Source organism: Ensifer sp. ENS11, from assembly GCF_014851895.1.
Lineage (GTDB): Bacteria > Pseudomonadota > Alphaproteobacteria > Rhizobiales > Rhizobiaceae > Ensifer > Ensifer canadensis.
In genome coordinates this window covers 301,712-318,271 of the sequence record NZ_JACVAN010000003.1, presented here as the reverse complement: position 1 = coordinate 318,271, position 16,560 = coordinate 301,712, and the positions used below count along the sequence as shown (strand labels likewise).

The following is a 16,560-nucleotide window of genomic DNA, read 5'->3' as shown; positions in this document are numbered from 1 at the left end:
TCAGATGGCCTTCCGCTTGTGCAGGAAATGATCGATGGAGACGGCGGCAAGCAGAATGCAGCCCTTGATCATATCCTGCCAATAGACCGAGACGTCGAGCAGGATCAGCGAACTGGTGACCACCGACAACAGGGCGATGCCGAGGATGGCGCCGAGGATCGTGCCCGAGCCGCCATTCAGCGACGCCCCGCCGATCACCGCAGCCGCGATGATGTTGAGCTCCATGCCGACGCCGAAGGTGGGCGTGGCAGCGCCGAAGCGCGACATGTAGATGACGCCGGCGACACCGGCGAGTGTTGAGCAGAGCACTGTCACCCAGAACTTCACCTGCTTGGTCTTGATGCCGGAATAGAGCGCCGCCTTCTCGTTGCTGCCGGTGTAGAACACCTTGCGAAATGCGGTCGCCCGGCGCAGCAGGAAGTCGAACAGGATCACGACGGCGACGAAGATCAGGATGACATAAGGCACGCCATGGAAGGTGCCTTGGCCGACGGCTTTGAACGATGCCGGCATGGTGAACAGCGACAGCGGTGTGCCCTTGGTGATGACCAGGCAAAGCCCGCGCACGATCACCATTGCCGCAAGCGACGTGATGAAATGGTTGAGCCCGACCACGGTGACGAAGAAGCCCATTATGGCGCCGATGAGGCTGCTAGCGAGGATCCCGAAGAGCGAGGCCGTCCATGGATCGACCCCGGCGAGGAACAGCGACCCCGCGAGCACCATGGCGAAGCAGACGACCGAGCCGACTGCGAGATCGATACCGCCGACGATCAAGAGGATCGTCATGCCGACAACGACGATGCCTTCGACCGAGAAGCTCATCAGCATCGCGCGCATGTTGCCGAAGGTGAGAAAGTGTGGCGAGGCAAAGCTCATGACGATGCCGAGCGCAAGAATGATGGCGATCAGCCCAGCCTCGCGCATTGTGCCGATCCGTCGCCAGGCCGGAACCTGAACCTGCGTTGCAACCACCGTATCGACTGCCATTTCCGCCTCCCCATTCCGTCTGCTTGTTTCAGGCAACATGCTCGGCCGCCTTGATTTTCTGTGGTTCGCCGTGCTGCCCGACCCCGGAGGCAAGGCGGATCACCGCCTCCTCCGTCATCTCGGCCTCGCCGAGTTCGCCGGCAATGCCGCCCTCGCGCACAACCAGCACCCGGTCGCACAGCCCCAGAAGTTCAGGCAGTTCCGACGAGATGACGACGATGCCGATGCCCGAGCACGCGAGATCGCGCAACAGGCGGTGAATTTCCGATTTGGCGCCGACGTCGATGCCGCGCGTCGGTTCGTCCATGAGAATGACCTTCGGCCGCACCGCGAGCTGCTTGGCGATGGCCACCTTCTGCTGGTTGCCGCCCGAGAGCGACGATACCGGCATGGCGATACCGCCCATGCGCACGCCGAGCCGCCGGGTGAAATCGCGGGCGAGGTCCGCTTCCGCCTTCGCGTTCATCAAGCCGAGCGGCCCGGTCAGCGTCTTCAGATCCAGCACCGAAATGTTCTGAGCGATCGACATGTCGACGAACACGCCGGAGCCCTTGCGATCCTCCGAGAGGTAGACGATGCCGGCGTCGACCGCGTTTCTGTAGTTGCCGATCGTCTGCTTCTTGCCGTGCAGCAGCACGTCGCCGCGAACCTTCCGGCGCAACCCGCAGATCGCCTCGGCGATCTCGGTGCGGCCGGAGCCGATCAGCCCGCCTATCCCCAGAATTTCTCCTTTGCGCAGGTCGAAGGCGACATCATGAATGCGTTCGCCGTCGCTGAGACCCCGAACCGACAGGATGACCTCGCCGGACTGTTCGCCTTGTGCCTGCTTCGGCGGATAGAGCTGCGTGATCTCGCGGCCGACCATGCGGCGAACGACATCATCGGGCGTCACATCGGCAATGTGCTCCGTCGAGACGTGGCGGCCGTCGCGAAAAACGGTGACCCGGTCGCACAGGCTGAAGATTTCGGCCATGCGATGGCTGATATAGATGATGGAAATGCCTGCGGCCTTCAGGTCGCGGATGATGCCGAAAAGCGCTTGCGCTTCGGCCTCCGTCAGCGCCGCCGTCGGCTCGTCGAGGATCAGCACCCGGCAATCGAGCGTCAGCGCCTTGGCGATCTCGACCAGCTGCTGGCTGGAAATGGTAAGGTCGGCGACCTTGCGGCGCACGTCGATCGGCGCCAGCCGGTTCATCACGGCTTGCGCATCGCGGGCAAGCGACGCGTAGTTCATCAGCGGCGAGCGCCGCCGGTTTGTCGCGGCCATGAACATGTTTTCCGCCACCGTCGCGTCCGGGCAGAGCGCGATCTCCTGGTGGACAAGACCGATACCGAGCGACTGAGCTGCGGCCGGCGATAAGATCTTCGTCGGCGTGCCGTCGACGAGGATTTCGCCCTCGTTCGGCTGCAGCACGCCGGCGATGATGTTCATGAGCGTGGATTTGCCGGCGCCGTTCTCGCCGCAAAGTGCATGGATCTCGCCCTTTTCGAGGTTGAAATCCACATTGGTCAGCGCCTTCACAGCCCCGAAGTGCTTGGTGACGTTGCGGACCTGAAGGACCGGCTGCGATATCATCGCCTTCTCCACTCTCAATCGTTTGACCGGCTATCCGGACATCCGGATAGCCATGTCAAAAGCCCCTTACTCGTCAATGCCCTTGGTGCCGCGGCGCTTCAGGTACTTGTCCCAGTAAAAGTCATCCGCATTGGCGGCGGTGACGATGGAGAGACCGTTGTCGACGAAGGGAATGCTCATCGGGTTGAAGCCGGAACGCTTGGCGTCGTTCATCGGGTCGATGAGGTCTGGGTGCTTGGCCAGCCACAGCAACATGAAACCCATATAGCCCTGCATGCCCTGGTTCGGGTTGATCGAGCCGAACACTTCGCCGGCCTTGATCATGTCGAGGATGTTGGCGTTGACGTCGGCGCACATGACGAGAACCTTGCCGCCGCTTTCCTTGCTGGCCTGTGCGGCACCGATCGCCGAGTTGGCTTCGGGCATGAAGACCGCGCCAAGGTTCGGGTTGGCCTGGATCAGGCTCATCAGGCCCTGATAGGCCTTGTTCGGATCCTGGTTCGAAGCGGCGCGGCCGACGAGTTTCATGTCGGGCCACTTTTCAGCCATGCGGCCGACGAAAGCGGCGATGCGCTTGTCGTGGTTGTCCTGGCCGGGGTTTTCCAGAACGGCATATTCGCCCTTGCCGCCCATCTTCTCGGCGATCGCATCGGCGGCATAAACGCCTTCGCGGGTATTGTCCGAGGTGATGAACGAAATGCGCTTGGAGAGCGGCGAGTCGGCGGCGAAGGTGACGACCGCGGTGCCCTGGTCGATCGCCCGGTTGATCGGCTCGATGAACGGATCCGAGTTCATCGGATGAACAAGGATACCGGCCGGGTTCTGCGCCAGCGCCTGATCGAAAGTGGCGATCTGCTTGTTGACGTCATATTCCGGGGTGCCGGTATATTCGGTCTCGCAGCCGAACTGCTGGCCGGCCTGCTTGAACATTTCATAGACCGGGAACCAGTATTCGACGCCCGAAACCATGACGTTCATGACGTATTTTTCGCCGGGTTCGCAGCGAAACGGGTTGGCCGTCTCCGCGCTGGCAGGGCCAGCCAGAAACGTCGTTGCAATGACCGCCAGTGCGGTCGAGCTCAAAAAAGTGCGCAAGCGTCCTCCTCGAGGCCAAAGCCCCTCCCAAAAACCAATCGTGCCGTCAGAAATGACCGCTGATGTGTGAGTTTGCCGGAACTCCTCCTCGACTTCCGACTGTGGTGATTAAAACGACGACCAAGGCTTCTGTCAATATAATTCATGGCATGAATAATAATTCATGCCAGTTCTGCAGTGGGTGGCGCAATCGGTTCAATTTCCTGTCACGGATGTTCGCTAGACACCGGCAAATGGCAACCCTTCAGCAAATCGCCTTTCAGGCCGGCTGCTCGTTGGCAACCGTGTCACGCGTCCTCAACGGCGAAGGCCCGGCAAGCGACGAGATGGTCCGCCGGGTCCGTCGCGCCGCAGCCGAGCTTGGCTACCGACCGGCGACATCGACCGCTCGAGGGACGAGCCGCAGCAGTCCCGTGGTCGGCGTGCTCGTCCCAAGCGTGACCAACCCGGTGTTTGCCGCATCGCTCGCTGGCATCCAGCACCGCATGCATGCGGCCGGCCACGGAGTATTGATCGCCCAATCAAACTACGATCCGTCGCTGGAGGCAAAGGCAGTAAGCGCCTTGCTCGAACAAAGGCCGACCGGCCTCATTCTTACACTGTGCAATGCACAGACGAGTGAGGTGCTATCAGCGGCCCTTCCGCCAACAGTGTTGCTCAACAATCTGCCGGTCCCGCGTTTTGCCGCTGCAGTCACAGTCGACAATCATCGTGCGGGCCGAGAGATCACACGGCATGTCCTGCAAAGTGGACACGCCCGAATCCTTTACGTCTCCGGCCATTTCGCCTCCTCTGATCGAGCGCGGCTGCGCTACGAGGGTTACAGGGCGGCAATGAAAGAGACAGGCCTCGCGCCGCTGGAAAGCGTGGAAATCCGGTTCGTTGACGGCTATGAGCACCTCGAACTCACCACCGCGATCGAACGGCATCGGCCAACAGCGATCATCGCCTCCAACGATCTGCTGGCGCTGGGCGTCATCAGCGCCCTCAGGCGCGAGGGCCTTTCGGTGCCGGGCGACGTTTCCGTGGCCGGCTTCGACGGCATCGCCATCGGCCGCCTGATGAGCCCATCGCTGACGACGATGACCATGCCGGACGGCGACATGGGGGTGGCCGCCGCAGCCATGTTGCTTGATATCGCCGAGAACGCCTCGCAGTCCCGCCATCTGCGCCTCGGCCATCGACTTTACGTCGGTGAGACGGTGCAGCAATTGCGCTAGGCGAAACTGAGATCACCACCCCGCAAAATCTCGCGGGATGGTCTCGGTTTCAACGACCAAGTGGGCCGATTGGCGCCGCTTAGCTGCGCGGAAGCAGCCCTTCCACTTCGGCCGCTGCATCCTCGAGCGCCTCCTGCGGCGTCGCAGTCTGCTCGACGACACGCGAGAGGTTCTCGACGATCGACTGCGTCACCTTCACTCCGTTGGTACCAGGAAAGGCATACCATGGCATCATCCGCGGCATCTGCTCGAGGCCTGCACGAAACAGCGAGTTCTCCTTGTAGAAGTTGGCGAGATATTCGGGCGACGCTGCGGCCAGTTCATTGTTCGGCACGTAACCGGTGCCGGGCACCACCACCGATGCGCCATAGGGGCCAGCGGCGAACTTCGCAAACTTCCAGGCCGCCGCCTGCTTCTCGGCGTCGCGGGTGAGGATGACCACCGCGTTGCCGCCCGTCGGCAGCGTGCCGTTTTCCGGATCGATCAGCGGGATGTGCGCGGTGCGCAGGTCGAACTTGCTACCGACATTCTTGATGGTGTTGCGAAGGGCGCCCGTGGTCTGGAAGGCAAAACCGACCTTGCCGGCAACGAACGCCTGTTCGCCGGCCTGTTTGGTCAAAACCGGAAGGCCACCTTCCTTGACCATACGATCAAGCACCGCGATCGCCTTCTCGCCCTCCGTGCCGTTGAATGCAACCTTGCTTTCGTCTTCGTTGAGCATGTGACCGCCGGCGCCGAAAAGAAGTGCGGAGAACATCCAGTCGTCGCCCTGCCAACGGAAGTCGATGCCTTCGTTGCCGTCGCCGAGCGCCTTGATCTTGCCCCCGAGCGCGATCACTTCGTCCCATGTCTTGGGCGGGCTGTCCGGGTTGCCGCCAGCTTTGCGAACGAGGTCGGCGTTGTAGTACATGATCGGATTGGAGGTCGCGAAAGCGAGACCGACCTGTTTGCCGCCGACCTGGGCGAGCTTCAGGATGTTGTCCGAAAAGCCCTGCTCGGCCATGTTGCCGTCCTTGGCGAGGAACGGGCCCAGGTCGACTGGAATGTCGCGCTCATTGACCATGCGCAGGCGATTCAGCCCGATGAACGTCAGGTCAGGCATCTCAGCCGTGCCGGCCTGGCGCATGATCGTCTGAATGCCTTCTTCATAGGTCGCCGACGGATTGGCGAAGGTAATCTTGACGTCGGGGTTTTCCTCCATGAACTTCTTCGAAATCGTGTCCATCACGTCCTTGAAGAAGCCTGGCATCGGATAGTGCATAGTCAGCACCGTTTCGGCATGAGCCGCAACGGTGAAGGTCATTGAGATCGCGGCGGCCGCGAAAAGCTGCTTGAACTGCTGCATGACGTACTCCTGGTTGGACCGGTCAGCCTTTAAGCCCGGTCATGGTGATGCCCTCGACAAAACGCTTCTGTGCAAGCAGGAAGGCGGTGATGAGAGGAAGGGTGATGATCAGAGTGGCCGCCATCAGCGCGCCGTAGTCGTCGCCTGCTTCGGCCGCTCGGAAGTAGAGAAGTCCGAGCGGCGGCGTAGCGTAATCCTGGTTGGTCACGACGATCAGCGGCCAGAACAGATCGTTCCAATGGGCAACGACCGAAAAGATCGCAAAGGCGGTAATCGCCGGCCAGGCATTGGGCACGACCACCCGAGCGACGATGCCGCCTTCCGACATGCCGTCGAGGCGTGCCGCCTGGATGAGATCGTCCGGGATGGCGCGGAAGAACTGCAGGAACAGGAAGATCGCGAACACCGATATAGAGAACGGAGCGACGAGCGCCAGATAGCTGTTGAGCACCGACAGCCGGTCGAAGGCGACATAGAGCGGCAGTGCCGTCGCGTGGATCGGCACCAACAGACCGATCATGACGAGCACCATCATCGTGCGCGCCGCCCGGAACTTCAGCTTGGCCATGGCATAGGCGCACGGAATGGCGACGACCACCTGCACGACGAAAATGAGAGCGCAGACGATGACCCCGTTCATGAGCAGCGTCCACATCGAGACCCGCGAAAGGGCCTTCGAGAAATTCTCGATGTAGGACCATTGCTGCGGAATAAGCGATAGCGACGACGAGAAGATCTCGCTCTGCGCCTTGCCGGCGGTTGAGATCATGAAAATGTAGGGAGCGAAAAAAATGAGCGCCCCGAGCGAAAGGACGGCGAGCCGCATGATGCGCCCCAGGGAAAGCGAGGTCGTGATCATGCGTAGTGCACCTTCCGGTCGAGGACGCGGTATTGCAGGAACATCAAGGCGACGAGGATGGCCAGGAACACGACCGTCATCGCCGAGGCGTAACCGACCCGGAGATAGACGAAGCCCTCCTGGTAGATGGTGAAGAGCAGCACTTCCGACGCCTTGTTCGGGCCGCCTTCGGTCAGGGTCTTCACCGTCTCGAACACCTTGACAGAATTGATGATGCTGATCGTGGTGACGAAGAGCGTCGTCGGTCCGAGCATCGGCCAGGTAACGAGGCGAACGCGATCGAACCATGACTTGGCACCATCGACCTCCGCTGCCGCATAAAGCTCGCGGGGGATCGCCGTAAGGCCGGCCAGAAACAAGACCATGTTGAAGCCGACCGATTGCCAGACGCCGATGATGGCAAGGCCATAGAGAACCGTTCCAGAGGCGCCGAGCCAGTTCGGGCCGGCGATACCGAAATAGGCGAGAAAGGCGTTCACCGGGCCGATCGTCGGATGAAACAGGAACTGCCAGACGGTGGCCATGGCGACGAGCAAGGAGGCCACTGGCAGGAAATAGACGGTGCGGAAGAATGCCCTGCCGCGGGTCTCGGCTTCGATCAGCATGGCGATCGCCAGCGCCAGCACGATCGATACCGGAGCGACAATGACCGTGTAGACGGCGGTATTCCAGAGCGACCGGCGGAAGGTACGATCACCGGCAAGCTCGGCATAGTTCTCAAAGCCGACAAACCGGAAGCCGGCATAGCCGAGCTCGAAATCGGTGAAGCCGAGGACGATAACTGCCAGCGTCGGCAGCAGGATGAACAAGAACAGGAGCACGATTGCCGGCAGTGCCAGCAGCCAGGCGATGCGCGCCTCGCGTGCGGCCGGCTCGACGGCAGTATGATCCACGGTCGCGACGCTAGACATTGGCCGTCTCCAGACTGGCGGCAACTTCGATCGGTCGTGCCGCCATGCGCTCGCCGCCTTGGCCGAAAAGCATCACGCGATCAGGCACGACATCGAGCCCCACCGGTCTTCCAGCCGACAGTGCCGCCGCCTCGGAAGGTGTCGATTTACTGGTAATCGTCTCGCCGATCGCGTCGAGACGGGCATGGACGATGACCTCCGAGCCCAAGAACTCCAGGCGTTCGACGCGAGCACGCAGCATGCCGCCTTCGTCGGTGCGGAGCCGGGCGAATTCCGGCCGGAACGCGACCATGACCGGCGTCTCTCCGGCGCGGCGTTCGCCGGCCAGGACCAGTCCGCCGAAACGGACGACACCAGAGGCATCCATGCGGGTCTCAAGCACGTTGATCTTCGGCTGGCCGAGAAAGCGCGCAACCTCGATATGAGCCGGGTTGTCGTAGATCTCCCTGGGGTCGGCCAGTTGTAAGAGGTGGCCACCGATCATCACCGCTACACGGTCGGCCATCGACAAGGCTTCCGACTGATCATGCGTGACGTAGAGCGTCGGCACGCCGGCGCGGCGATGCAGATCGACGATTTCGCCGCGCGCGTGAACGCGCAGGTTCGCGTCAAGATTGGAGAGCGGTTCGTCCATCAGGAACACACTCGGCCGCCGGACCATGGCCCGCGCCAGCGCCACGCGTTGCCGCTGACCACCCGACATCTGCCCGGGCTTGCGGGTCAGCAGGTGATCTATTTTCAGCGACGACGCCATCTCGTTGACCTGACGCGCTATGTCGGCGCGGATCTGCCGCTGACCCGGCAACAGATTTCCAATGAAAGGCAGACGCTGCATCGCGGTCAGCCACCGCATGGCGAGCGGAACGGCAATGTTCTGACCCGCGGTCAAATGCGGGTAGAGCGCGTAGGATTGAAAGACCATAGCAATGTTGCGATCGGCGGCCCGCACCCGCGACACGTCGCGACCGGCAATGGCGATATTGCCATGATCGGCGTGATCCAATCCCGCCACAATCCGCAGAAGCGTGCTCTTGCCGCATCCGGATGGCCCGACAAGCGCAATAAACTCACCCGCTTCCGCCTCGAAGGCAATGTTCTTCAGGATGGTGTTTCCACCATAGGATTTGGCGATACCTCGAAGCGAAAGCACGCTCATCGAACCGCCTCCACGAGCGCCTTTGCGGCGCGCGGATAGACCTCTTCGATCACGTGATCGAGGATATGCGTCGTCAGCCCAGGCACGGCGACGATCTCGCTCGAAACCTGGCGGCCCTCGAAACGATGCACAACCGCGCCCACCAGCCGTTCACCGGGCATCTCGCGCTCAAGGGTATCGACGATAAAGGATGTCGGCGGAGCCCATACGAGGGATGTCCCGTCATGCTCGCCGGTCCAGGCCCAGTGAAGGTGGCCGCTGGCGTGAAGCGCGACATTGCGGCCGGCCATCAGGTCGAAGAGCCGCTGGCGTTGACGCGGCCGCACGCTCCAGTAGCCGGTGTCGCCCTCGCCCGGATCATCGACGAAAAGCGGTTTATGCGCGAAGATCGCGACCGGGCAATCCCCCGCGGTCTGCAATTGCTCTTCGAGCCAGCCGAACTGCCGTTCGTCCTCCTCGTCATCGAAGCCAAAGAGCTGACTGTTCAGGCCGATGAAACGCCAATCACCACGGTCGGAGGACCAATAGTCCGGGCCCGCGTGGGCTCTCCAGCGGGCAAGACGGACGGGATCGACCGGCTGGCCTGAGCCCGGCAGATGCCCGACGTCATGGTTGCCCGGCACCATCAGCACTGGTGCGGAAAGCTGCGCCATCAGTTCCACAGCAAAAGTGATGTCTTCGAGGTGATCGGCTCCGTCGATCGTCAGGTCGCCGGTATGGATCACCAGATCTGGCGCCGTCGCCTCGATCCATCGGAAGACAGGCTCCCAGTTGTCGGTGAAATGCGATTTCGACGGGCTGAGATGCGTATCGCTGATCTGGATGATCTTCACGGAATTCGGGCCTCCGACCATGGTCATTGCGCATGTCGTCCGGAAGCCGTGTCGCTCCCGTTCGGTGCTTAGGTCGCACTGTTTAGGGAGCTGTCTTGTCAGTTTGGTAACAGACGTTCTCAGCTGTTTTTCAGTTTCTCCATGAAAGCGTCACGTTCCGACGTCCATGCGCGACCGTGATGGCGGGTGGAGGAAAAACGGACTGGCTTCTCGCCAAAAGGCGCGTGGTGCCTGTGCTCAAAAATTCACATGATCGTATACAATAATTGGCGAATATTGACGACAAAAGCTCATTTCGTGAGCAGAAGGTTGTTGCGCCGGATACTGCGGATTCGGCGGTTACACTAGATTCCTAAACGAAAATATAGAGTTATCGTCGCCGCACGAGATTGGCACGTTTGATGCTTCTTCCCTGTCATCAGGAGAAGCCATCATGCCGAAAGCCGCCGAAATCGATATCGTATCTGTTTCCAAGATCTACGGCGCGACAACCGCCGTGCACGCCATCAGCCTCAAGATCCCCGCAGGCAGCTACTGCTGTTTTCTCGGGCCGTCGGGCTGCGGGAAGACATCCACGTTGCGCATGATTGCCGGCCACGAGAGCATTTCGTCCGGCGACCTTCGTCTCGGCCATGTCGTCGTGACCGATTTCCCGCCGGCCCGCCGCAATACGGCGATGATGTTCCAGTCCTACGCCCTGTTTCCTCATCTCGACCTCGTCGACAATGTCGCCTTCAGCTTGAAGATGAAGGGCGTCGACAAGGAAACACGCCGGGCCAAGGCGCTGGCCATGTTGAGGCTGATGCAGATGGAGGCCTATGCCGGCCGTCGGCCGGCGCAGCTTTCGGGCGGACAGCAGCAGCGGGTGGCACTCGCACGCGCCTTGATCACCGAACCGGAAGCTCTGCTGCTCGATGAGCCATTGTCGGCGCTCGATCCATTCCTCAAGATCCGCATGCGGGCAGAGCTGAAGAAGCTGCAGAAAACGCTGGGCATCACCTTCGTCCATGTCACGCACAGCCAGGAAGAGGCCATGGCTTTGGCCGACCTGATCGTGGTGATGAACGATGGCCGCATCGAGCAGGCGGCAGCGCCACGTATCGTCTTCGAGCAGCCGGCAACCGCCTTCGTCGCCCGGTTCATGGGCGACCACAATGTGCTTTCGGGCCGAGTGAGCGCCATCCGTGACGGGATCGTCGAGATGGAGGCGGCCGGTGGCCCGAGGTTTGCCGTTCGCGACATCGCACAGGAAATCGGTGCGCCAATCGACATCGGCATCCGCACCGACCGCGTTCGCCTCGAGCCTGCCTCGGAAAAGACCCTCGGTTTTCAGGCGGTGGTCTCCAACATCGAATATCGCGGCGCTTCGGTGAAGTTGACCGTCAGTGGCGCCGGCAGCGACGACTTCACAGTGATCGTCAGCGATGCCGACTATTTCAACAAAACCGTGTCGGTCGGCGACGCGGTGTCCCTGAGCTGGGCCCTGGAGGATGTCGTCCCCCTCGGTCGCCTTTCAGCATGAGTGACCAACCATCAAAAAAAGGGGAACTGCGCATGACGAATGAAACTACACCGAAGACCTCGAAGGAGGGCCTGTCCCGACGCACGCTGCTCAAGACCGGTGCGGCGGCAATCGGCGCGATTGCCGGGTCCGGGGCGATCACCGGCTTTCCGACGATCTGGGCGCAAAACCCGATCACGCTGCGCCAGTTCGGCACCGGCGTTTCCAACATCAATGCCATTGCCGAGAAGTGCAAACAGGATCTCGGCATCACACTGGAAATGACTGCGACGGATTCGGACGCCGCGGCCCAGCGGGCAGTGACGCAGCCCGATTCCTACGACATCGCCGACATCGAATACTGGATCGCCAAGAAGGTCTTCCCGGCCGGAGTGATGCAGCCGATGGATGTCTCGAAAATCAAGTACTACGACAAGATCGTCCCGCTGTTCATCGACGGCAAGCTGAAGCCCGAAAGCATTATCGCCCAAGGCACCGCCCCGCACACCGTCGGCTTTGTCGAGGCGCAGGCTTCCAGGACCTTCGCGAAGTCGCCGACCCAGTGGATGACGCTCATTCCGACGATCTACAATGCCGATACCCTCGGCATCCGCCCGGATCTCGTCGGCCGCGACATCACGAGCTGGGCCGACATCATGGATCCGGCCTTCAAGGGCAAGGCCGCGATCCTCAACATCCCGTCAATCGGCATCATGGATGCCGCCATGATCATGGAAGCCTTGGGCAACGTCAAATATGCCGACAAGGGCAACATGACGACGGATGAGATCGACCAGACGATCGACTTCCTCATTAAGGCCAAGCAGGACGGTCAGTTCCGCGCTTTCTGGAAATCCTTCGACGAGAGCGTCAACCTGATGGCCTCCGGTGAAGTGGTGATCCAGTCCATGTGGTCACCGGCCGTCGCCGCCGTCCGCTCGAAGGGGATCGCGTGCAAATACCAGCCGCTCAAGGAAGGCTATCGCGCCTGGGGTGGCGGCCTCGGCCTTGCCGCTCATCTCCAGGGCGCCCAGCTCGACGCGGCCTATGAATACATCAACTGGTACCTGTCGGGCTGGGTCGGCGCCTATCTCAACCGTCAGGGCTACTATTCGGCCGCCATGGACACGGCCAAGGGCTTCATGTCCGAGGACGAGTGGGGTTACTGGGTCGAGGGCAAGCCGGCAAAGGGCGATATCCTCTCGCCGGAGGGCAAGGTCATGGAGAAGGCCGGTGCCGTGCGCGATGGCGGCTCCTTCGAAGACCGCATGGGCAAGGTCGCCTGCTGGAACTCGGTCATGGATGAGGATCGCTACATGATCAAGCGCTGGAACGAGTTCATCGCGGCTTGAGGCAGACGAAACGCCCTCGCTGCGGCGCGCCCTCGAATGGGGCCGCCCGCAGCGAGCGGAACCTGACGAGCAACGCGAGAGGATGAACAATGGCGGTAGTGGCAATTTCGCAGCCATCGGAGGCCTTGGCCGGTAGACCCAGCAGTGTCCGTGCTTGGCTGCAAAGGCTGGGCGCCTATCTGCAGGCGCTGCCGCTCATCCTCATTCTCGGGTTCTTCTTCGTGCTGCCGATCCTGACGGTTCTTGTCGTCAGCTTCTGGGACTACGACTTTGCCGGGCTTTATCCGGACTTCCTGACCATGAACTATGTCGACACGCTCGGTTCGTGGGTGACGTGGAAGACCTATCTCAACACGTTGAAATTCACCGCCCTCGTCTGGTGCCTCACACTCTTGATCGGCTTCTGGGCCGCCTATTTCCTCGCATTCCACGTGCGCACGACGACCATGCAGATGGTGCTCTTCCTCATCTGCACCGTGCCGTTTCTAACCTCGAACATCATCCGCATGATCTCCTGGATCCCGGTGCTTGGACGCAATGGCCTCGTCAATTCGACGCTGATCGACCTCGGCATCATTCCGCAACCGATCGAGTGGCTGCTCTATTCCGATTTTGCTGTCGTGCTTGCCATGGTTCACCTCAATACGCTCTTCATGGTGACGCCGATCTTCAACACGCTGATGCGCATTGACCGTTCGCTGATCGAAGCGGCGCGCGACTGCGGCGCCAGCGGCCGGCAAGTGCTCTGGAACGTCATCCTGCCACTCGCCAAGCCCGGCATCGCCATCGGCTCGATCTTCGTCGTCACCCTCGTCATGGCCGACTTCTCGACGGTTCAAGTTATGTCGGGCGGACAGAGCGCTTCGGTCGCGCTGATGATGAAGAACCAGATGTCACTGCTGCAATATCCGGCTGCGGCCGCCAATGCGGTAGTGCTGCTGATCGTCGTGCTCCTGATGGTCGCCGCGATCCTTCGGGTCGTTGATATCCGAAAGGAACTCTGAGATGAACCATGAGCGGCGCACCCTTGAATTCTACCTGCTCGCGGGCTTCTTCGCCCTGTTCGTGCTGTTTCTCTACGGGCCGTTGTCGGCGGTGCTGATCCTGTCCTTTCAGGGGCCGAATGGCGGTCTCACATTTCCGTTGAACGGACTATCGCTGCACTGGTTCTACAATCTCTTCGAGAAACAGGCGGTCGGCGACTTCGGCGCGTCCTTCCGCCGCTCATTCACGCTGGGACTGATGGTGATGGTGGTCAACGTCGTCGTGGCGCTCCTCGCCGGCCTTGCCTTTCGCCACCGCTTCAAGGGGGCGACGGCCCTCTTCTACCTGACCGTTGCCAGCCTGGTCGTGCCCTCGATCATCATCTCGCTCGGGATCGGTGTCGTCTTCCAGCAGTTTGGCCTGAAGCCCGCCTGGTATTCCTCCGGCTTCGGCGCACATCTTACCTGGACCCTACCCTTTGGCGTCTTGATCATGTTTGCCGTCTTCAACCGCTTTTCGCCGGCCTATGAAGAGGCGGCCCGCGATCTCGGCGCCACCCCGTGGCAGACGTTTCGGCATGTGGTGCTGCCGATGATAGCGCCGAGCCTGATCGGGGTCGGCCTCTTCGGCTTCACCCTTTCCTACGACGAGTTCGCCCGTACACTGATGACCTCGGGCAGCTACAACACCCTGCCATTGGAAATCTACGGAATGACCACCAATGTGACGACGCCGGTGCTTTACGCGCTGGGCACGGTCACGACGCTCTTCTCCTTCACCACCATCCTCGTCGCGCTTGCCGTCATTCTGACGCTTCGTCGGCGGCAGGTAAAAATGAGCTAGGTTCGATGCGCATTCTGATCGTCAATCCGAACACCACCCTATCCATGACCGAGAAGGCGGCGGCCGCAGCCCGCGCCGTCGCGGGCCCGAACACGGAGATCATCGCGAGGACGTCCAAGTCCGGACCGGCTTCGATCGAAGGCCACTATGATGGCGCGATCGCGCTTCCGGGCGTGCTCACCGAAATCCGGGACGGCGAAGCGGCAGGCGCCAACGCCGCCGTCATCGCATGCTTCGACGATACTGGTCTGGAAGCAGCCCGCGCGCTTGCCCGCATCCCCGTGGTCGGGCTTTGCGAATCCGCTGTGGCGACGGCCGCCATGCTTGCTCAGCGTTTCACCGTCGTAACCACACTCGAGCGGTCGCGTGTGCTTATCGAGAACCTGGTCATACGCTATGGGATGAGTGCCCGGACGAAGGTTCGCGCTGCGGACATCCCGGTGCTGCAGCTTGAGGACAAGGCTTCGCCCGCGTTGGCGAAGCTGCGATGCGAAATCGAGCTGGCGCTCGTTGAGGACGGCGCCGAGGCGATCGTGCTTGGCTGCGCCGGGATGGCCGATCTTGCGCGCGCACTTCAAGCCGAATACGGCGTTCCGGTCATTGATGGCGTATCGGCAGCCGTCAAGCAGGCCGAGGCGTTGGTGTCGCAAGGACTGACGACCAGCAAGCGCGGCTCCTATGCTCCGCCGCTCAGCAAATCTTATTCAGGTCTTATGAGCGCGCTCGCACCGATCTCGGCTTGAGACCGTACCGAGGGAAGCTCTCCGGCCACGGCGGCCAGCTGCGCGTTCGATGTGGCGGCTTCGGCAATGATCCACTCGCGAAACACCTGGATCTTGTTCTGCCGCCGGTGGCTTTGCGGATAGACCAGCCAATAGGCACGGCCATCCCTGACCACATGGTTGAACGGCCGGACGAGTTTTCCGCTGCGAAGCTCCTCAATCACAAAGGTGGAGACGACCATGGCAATGCCATGATCGAGCAATGTGGTGGCCACATCCATTGCCTGGACGTCGAAGATCAGCTCAGTGCCATTGCTGGCCGGCGGTTCCACGCCCGCTTCGGTCATCCAGCGCCGCCACCAGCTGGCGTTGCCGAAGCGCCTCACCGTGAGAACGTCGGCCGGATCCTTCAGCTGATGTTTTTCCAGGAACGTCGGCGTACAGACGGGCATGTATTCGATCGGGAAAAGAGGAAACACTTCATTGCCCGACCAGTCGCCGTTGCCGCTGCGCACCACGAGATCAATCGCATCGCGCTTGAAGTCGATCAGCTCCGTGGACATGTGCACGCGAATGCTGATGTTTGGATGGGCTGTCTGAAACGAGGCGAGCCTGGAACCAAGCCAACTTGAGACGACGGTTGGCAGTACCGAGATGTGCAGGTGATGCTCGGTCTTGTCGGCAATCTCGGAGAACGCCGTACCCAGTAGATCGAGCGCCTCGGTCACCTTCGGCGCAAGCTGCCGTCCGGCAGCCGTCAAGCGCACTTCCCGCGGCAGACGGACAAACAGCGGCGTGCCGGTGCGGTCCTCCAGCAGTCGGATTTGATAGCTGACAGCGGCTTGCGTCATGCCGAGCTCCTGCGCCGCGCGGGTGAAACTCAAGTGCCTGGCTGCGGCCTCGAACGCGCGCACCGCACTCATGGGGGGAATCTTGCTCATGAAGTGAGATAAGCATTCTTTATGGCAGCATGCGAGAAATCGCTTTGCGCGAAACCACCAAAATCCTCAATTTTCTCGCGAACACATCACCACAGAACTGAAGGGGTTAGCAATGCTTAGCGCACTGCGATCGATCATCCTCCACGTCTGGACTTCGGCCAAGAGAGCTGCCGACGCCACGACGACCATCGATACATTCAGCGAGTTCCAACTGAGGGACATCGGCCTGACG

The 16,560-nt window shown here is 61.2% G+C and carries 15 protein-coding genes; 6 read left to right on the top strand and 9 right to left on the bottom strand.

Annotation, left to right across the window (positions count from 1 at the left end; translation table 11 throughout):
- From IB264_RS08515 to IB264_RS08505, 3 genes are all read right to left on the bottom strand, one after another.
- Positions 1-990: an ABC transporter permease gene (locus tag IB264_RS08515; protein ID WP_025429299.1), complete on the bottom strand. Its 990-nt coding sequence runs from the start codon at positions 988-990 to the stop codon at positions 1-3.
- A gap of 28 nt (positions 991-1,018) precedes the next feature.
- On the bottom strand, positions 1,019-2,566 hold the full coding sequence (locus IB264_RS08510) for a sugar ABC transporter ATP-binding protein (protein WP_107027446.1): 1,548 nt from the start codon (positions 2,564-2,566) through the stop codon (positions 1,019-1,021).
- A 66-nt stretch (positions 2,567-2,632) separates the two neighbouring features.
- Entirely contained in the window at positions 2,633-3,661 is a 1,029-nt protein-coding gene (locus IB264_RS08505; RefSeq protein ID WP_025429301.1) for a substrate-binding domain-containing protein, read from the bottom strand.
- 233 nt (positions 3,662-3,894) lie between these two features.
- Between IB264_RS08505 and IB264_RS08500 the strand changes: the two genes are divergently transcribed.
- Positions 3,895-4,881: a LacI family DNA-binding transcriptional regulator gene (locus tag IB264_RS08500; RefSeq protein ID WP_107027445.1), complete on the top strand. Its 987-nt coding sequence runs from the start codon at positions 3,895-3,897 to the stop codon at positions 4,879-4,881.
- 79 nt (positions 4,882-4,960) lie between these two features.
- On the opposite strand, the gene IB264_RS08495 is transcribed toward IB264_RS08500, so the two are convergent.
- Genes IB264_RS08495 through IB264_RS08475 form a run of 5 tightly spaced genes read right to left on the bottom strand, consistent with a single transcriptional unit; the run spans position 4,961 to position 9,985 of the window.
- Positions 4,961-6,226, bottom strand: a complete 1,266-nt coding sequence (locus IB264_RS08495) for an ABC transporter substrate-binding protein (protein WP_107027444.1) — start codon at positions 6,224-6,226, stop codon at positions 4,961-4,963.
- 22 nt (positions 6,227-6,248) lie between these two features.
- Complete coding sequence (locus IB264_RS08490; protein ID WP_057219202.1) at positions 6,249-7,085, bottom strand: carbohydrate ABC transporter permease; 837 nt, start codon at positions 7,083-7,085, stop codon at positions 6,249-6,251.
- Entirely contained in the window at positions 7,082-7,996 is a 915-nt protein-coding gene (locus IB264_RS08485) for a carbohydrate ABC transporter permease (protein ID WP_057219204.1), read from the bottom strand. The genes IB264_RS08490 and IB264_RS08485 overlap by 4 nt, the downstream gene beginning before the upstream one ends.
- Positions 7,989-9,152: an ABC transporter ATP-binding protein gene (locus tag IB264_RS08480; RefSeq protein ID WP_057219205.1), complete on the bottom strand. Its 1,164-nt coding sequence runs from the start codon at positions 9,150-9,152 to the stop codon at positions 7,989-7,991. Before IB264_RS08480 ends, IB264_RS08485 begins: the two co-directional genes overlap by 8 nt.
- Positions 9,149-9,985, bottom strand: coding sequence for a metallophosphoesterase (locus tag IB264_RS08475; protein ID WP_057219289.1), 837 nt, complete (start codon positions 9,983-9,985; stop codon positions 9,149-9,151). Before IB264_RS08475 ends, IB264_RS08480 begins: the two co-directional genes overlap by 4 nt.
- Before the next feature lie 433 nt (positions 9,986-10,418).
- On the opposite strand from IB264_RS08475, the gene IB264_RS08470 reads away from it, so the two are divergent.
- From IB264_RS08470 to IB264_RS08450, 5 genes are all read left to right on the top strand, one after another.
- A complete protein-coding gene (locus tag IB264_RS08470) occupies positions 10,419-11,507 on the top strand; it encodes an ABC transporter ATP-binding protein (protein WP_057221900.1) in 1,089 nt (362 codons plus the stop codon).
- 32 nt (positions 11,508-11,539) lie between these two features.
- Positions 11,540-12,838 (top strand): PotD/PotF family extracellular solute-binding protein, encoded by a 1,299-nt coding sequence (locus IB264_RS08465; protein WP_057209879.1) that lies wholly within the window; start codon positions 11,540-11,542, stop codon positions 12,836-12,838.
- Between the two features lie 89 nt (positions 12,839-12,927).
- Complete coding sequence (locus IB264_RS08460) at positions 12,928-13,842, top strand: ABC transporter permease (protein ID WP_107027442.1); 915 nt, start codon at positions 12,928-12,930, stop codon at positions 13,840-13,842.
- Between the two features lies 1 nt (position 13,843).
- Positions 13,844-14,665, top strand: coding sequence for an ABC transporter permease (locus IB264_RS08455; RefSeq protein ID WP_025429311.1), 822 nt, complete (start codon positions 13,844-13,846; stop codon positions 14,663-14,665).
- A gap of 5 nt (positions 14,666-14,670) precedes the next feature.
- Positions 14,671-15,408, top strand: coding sequence for an aspartate/glutamate racemase family protein (locus tag IB264_RS08450; protein WP_057221902.1), 738 nt, complete (start codon positions 14,671-14,673; stop codon positions 15,406-15,408).
- Here the strand turns inward: IB264_RS08450 and IB264_RS08445 are convergent.
- On the bottom strand, positions 15,366-16,310 hold the full coding sequence (locus tag IB264_RS08445; protein WP_057209885.1) for a LysR substrate-binding domain-containing protein: 945 nt from the start codon (positions 16,308-16,310) through the stop codon (positions 15,366-15,368). The two genes, IB264_RS08450 and IB264_RS08445, sit on opposite strands and share 43 nt — an antisense overlap.
- Positions 16,311-16,560: the final 250 nt, after the last annotated feature.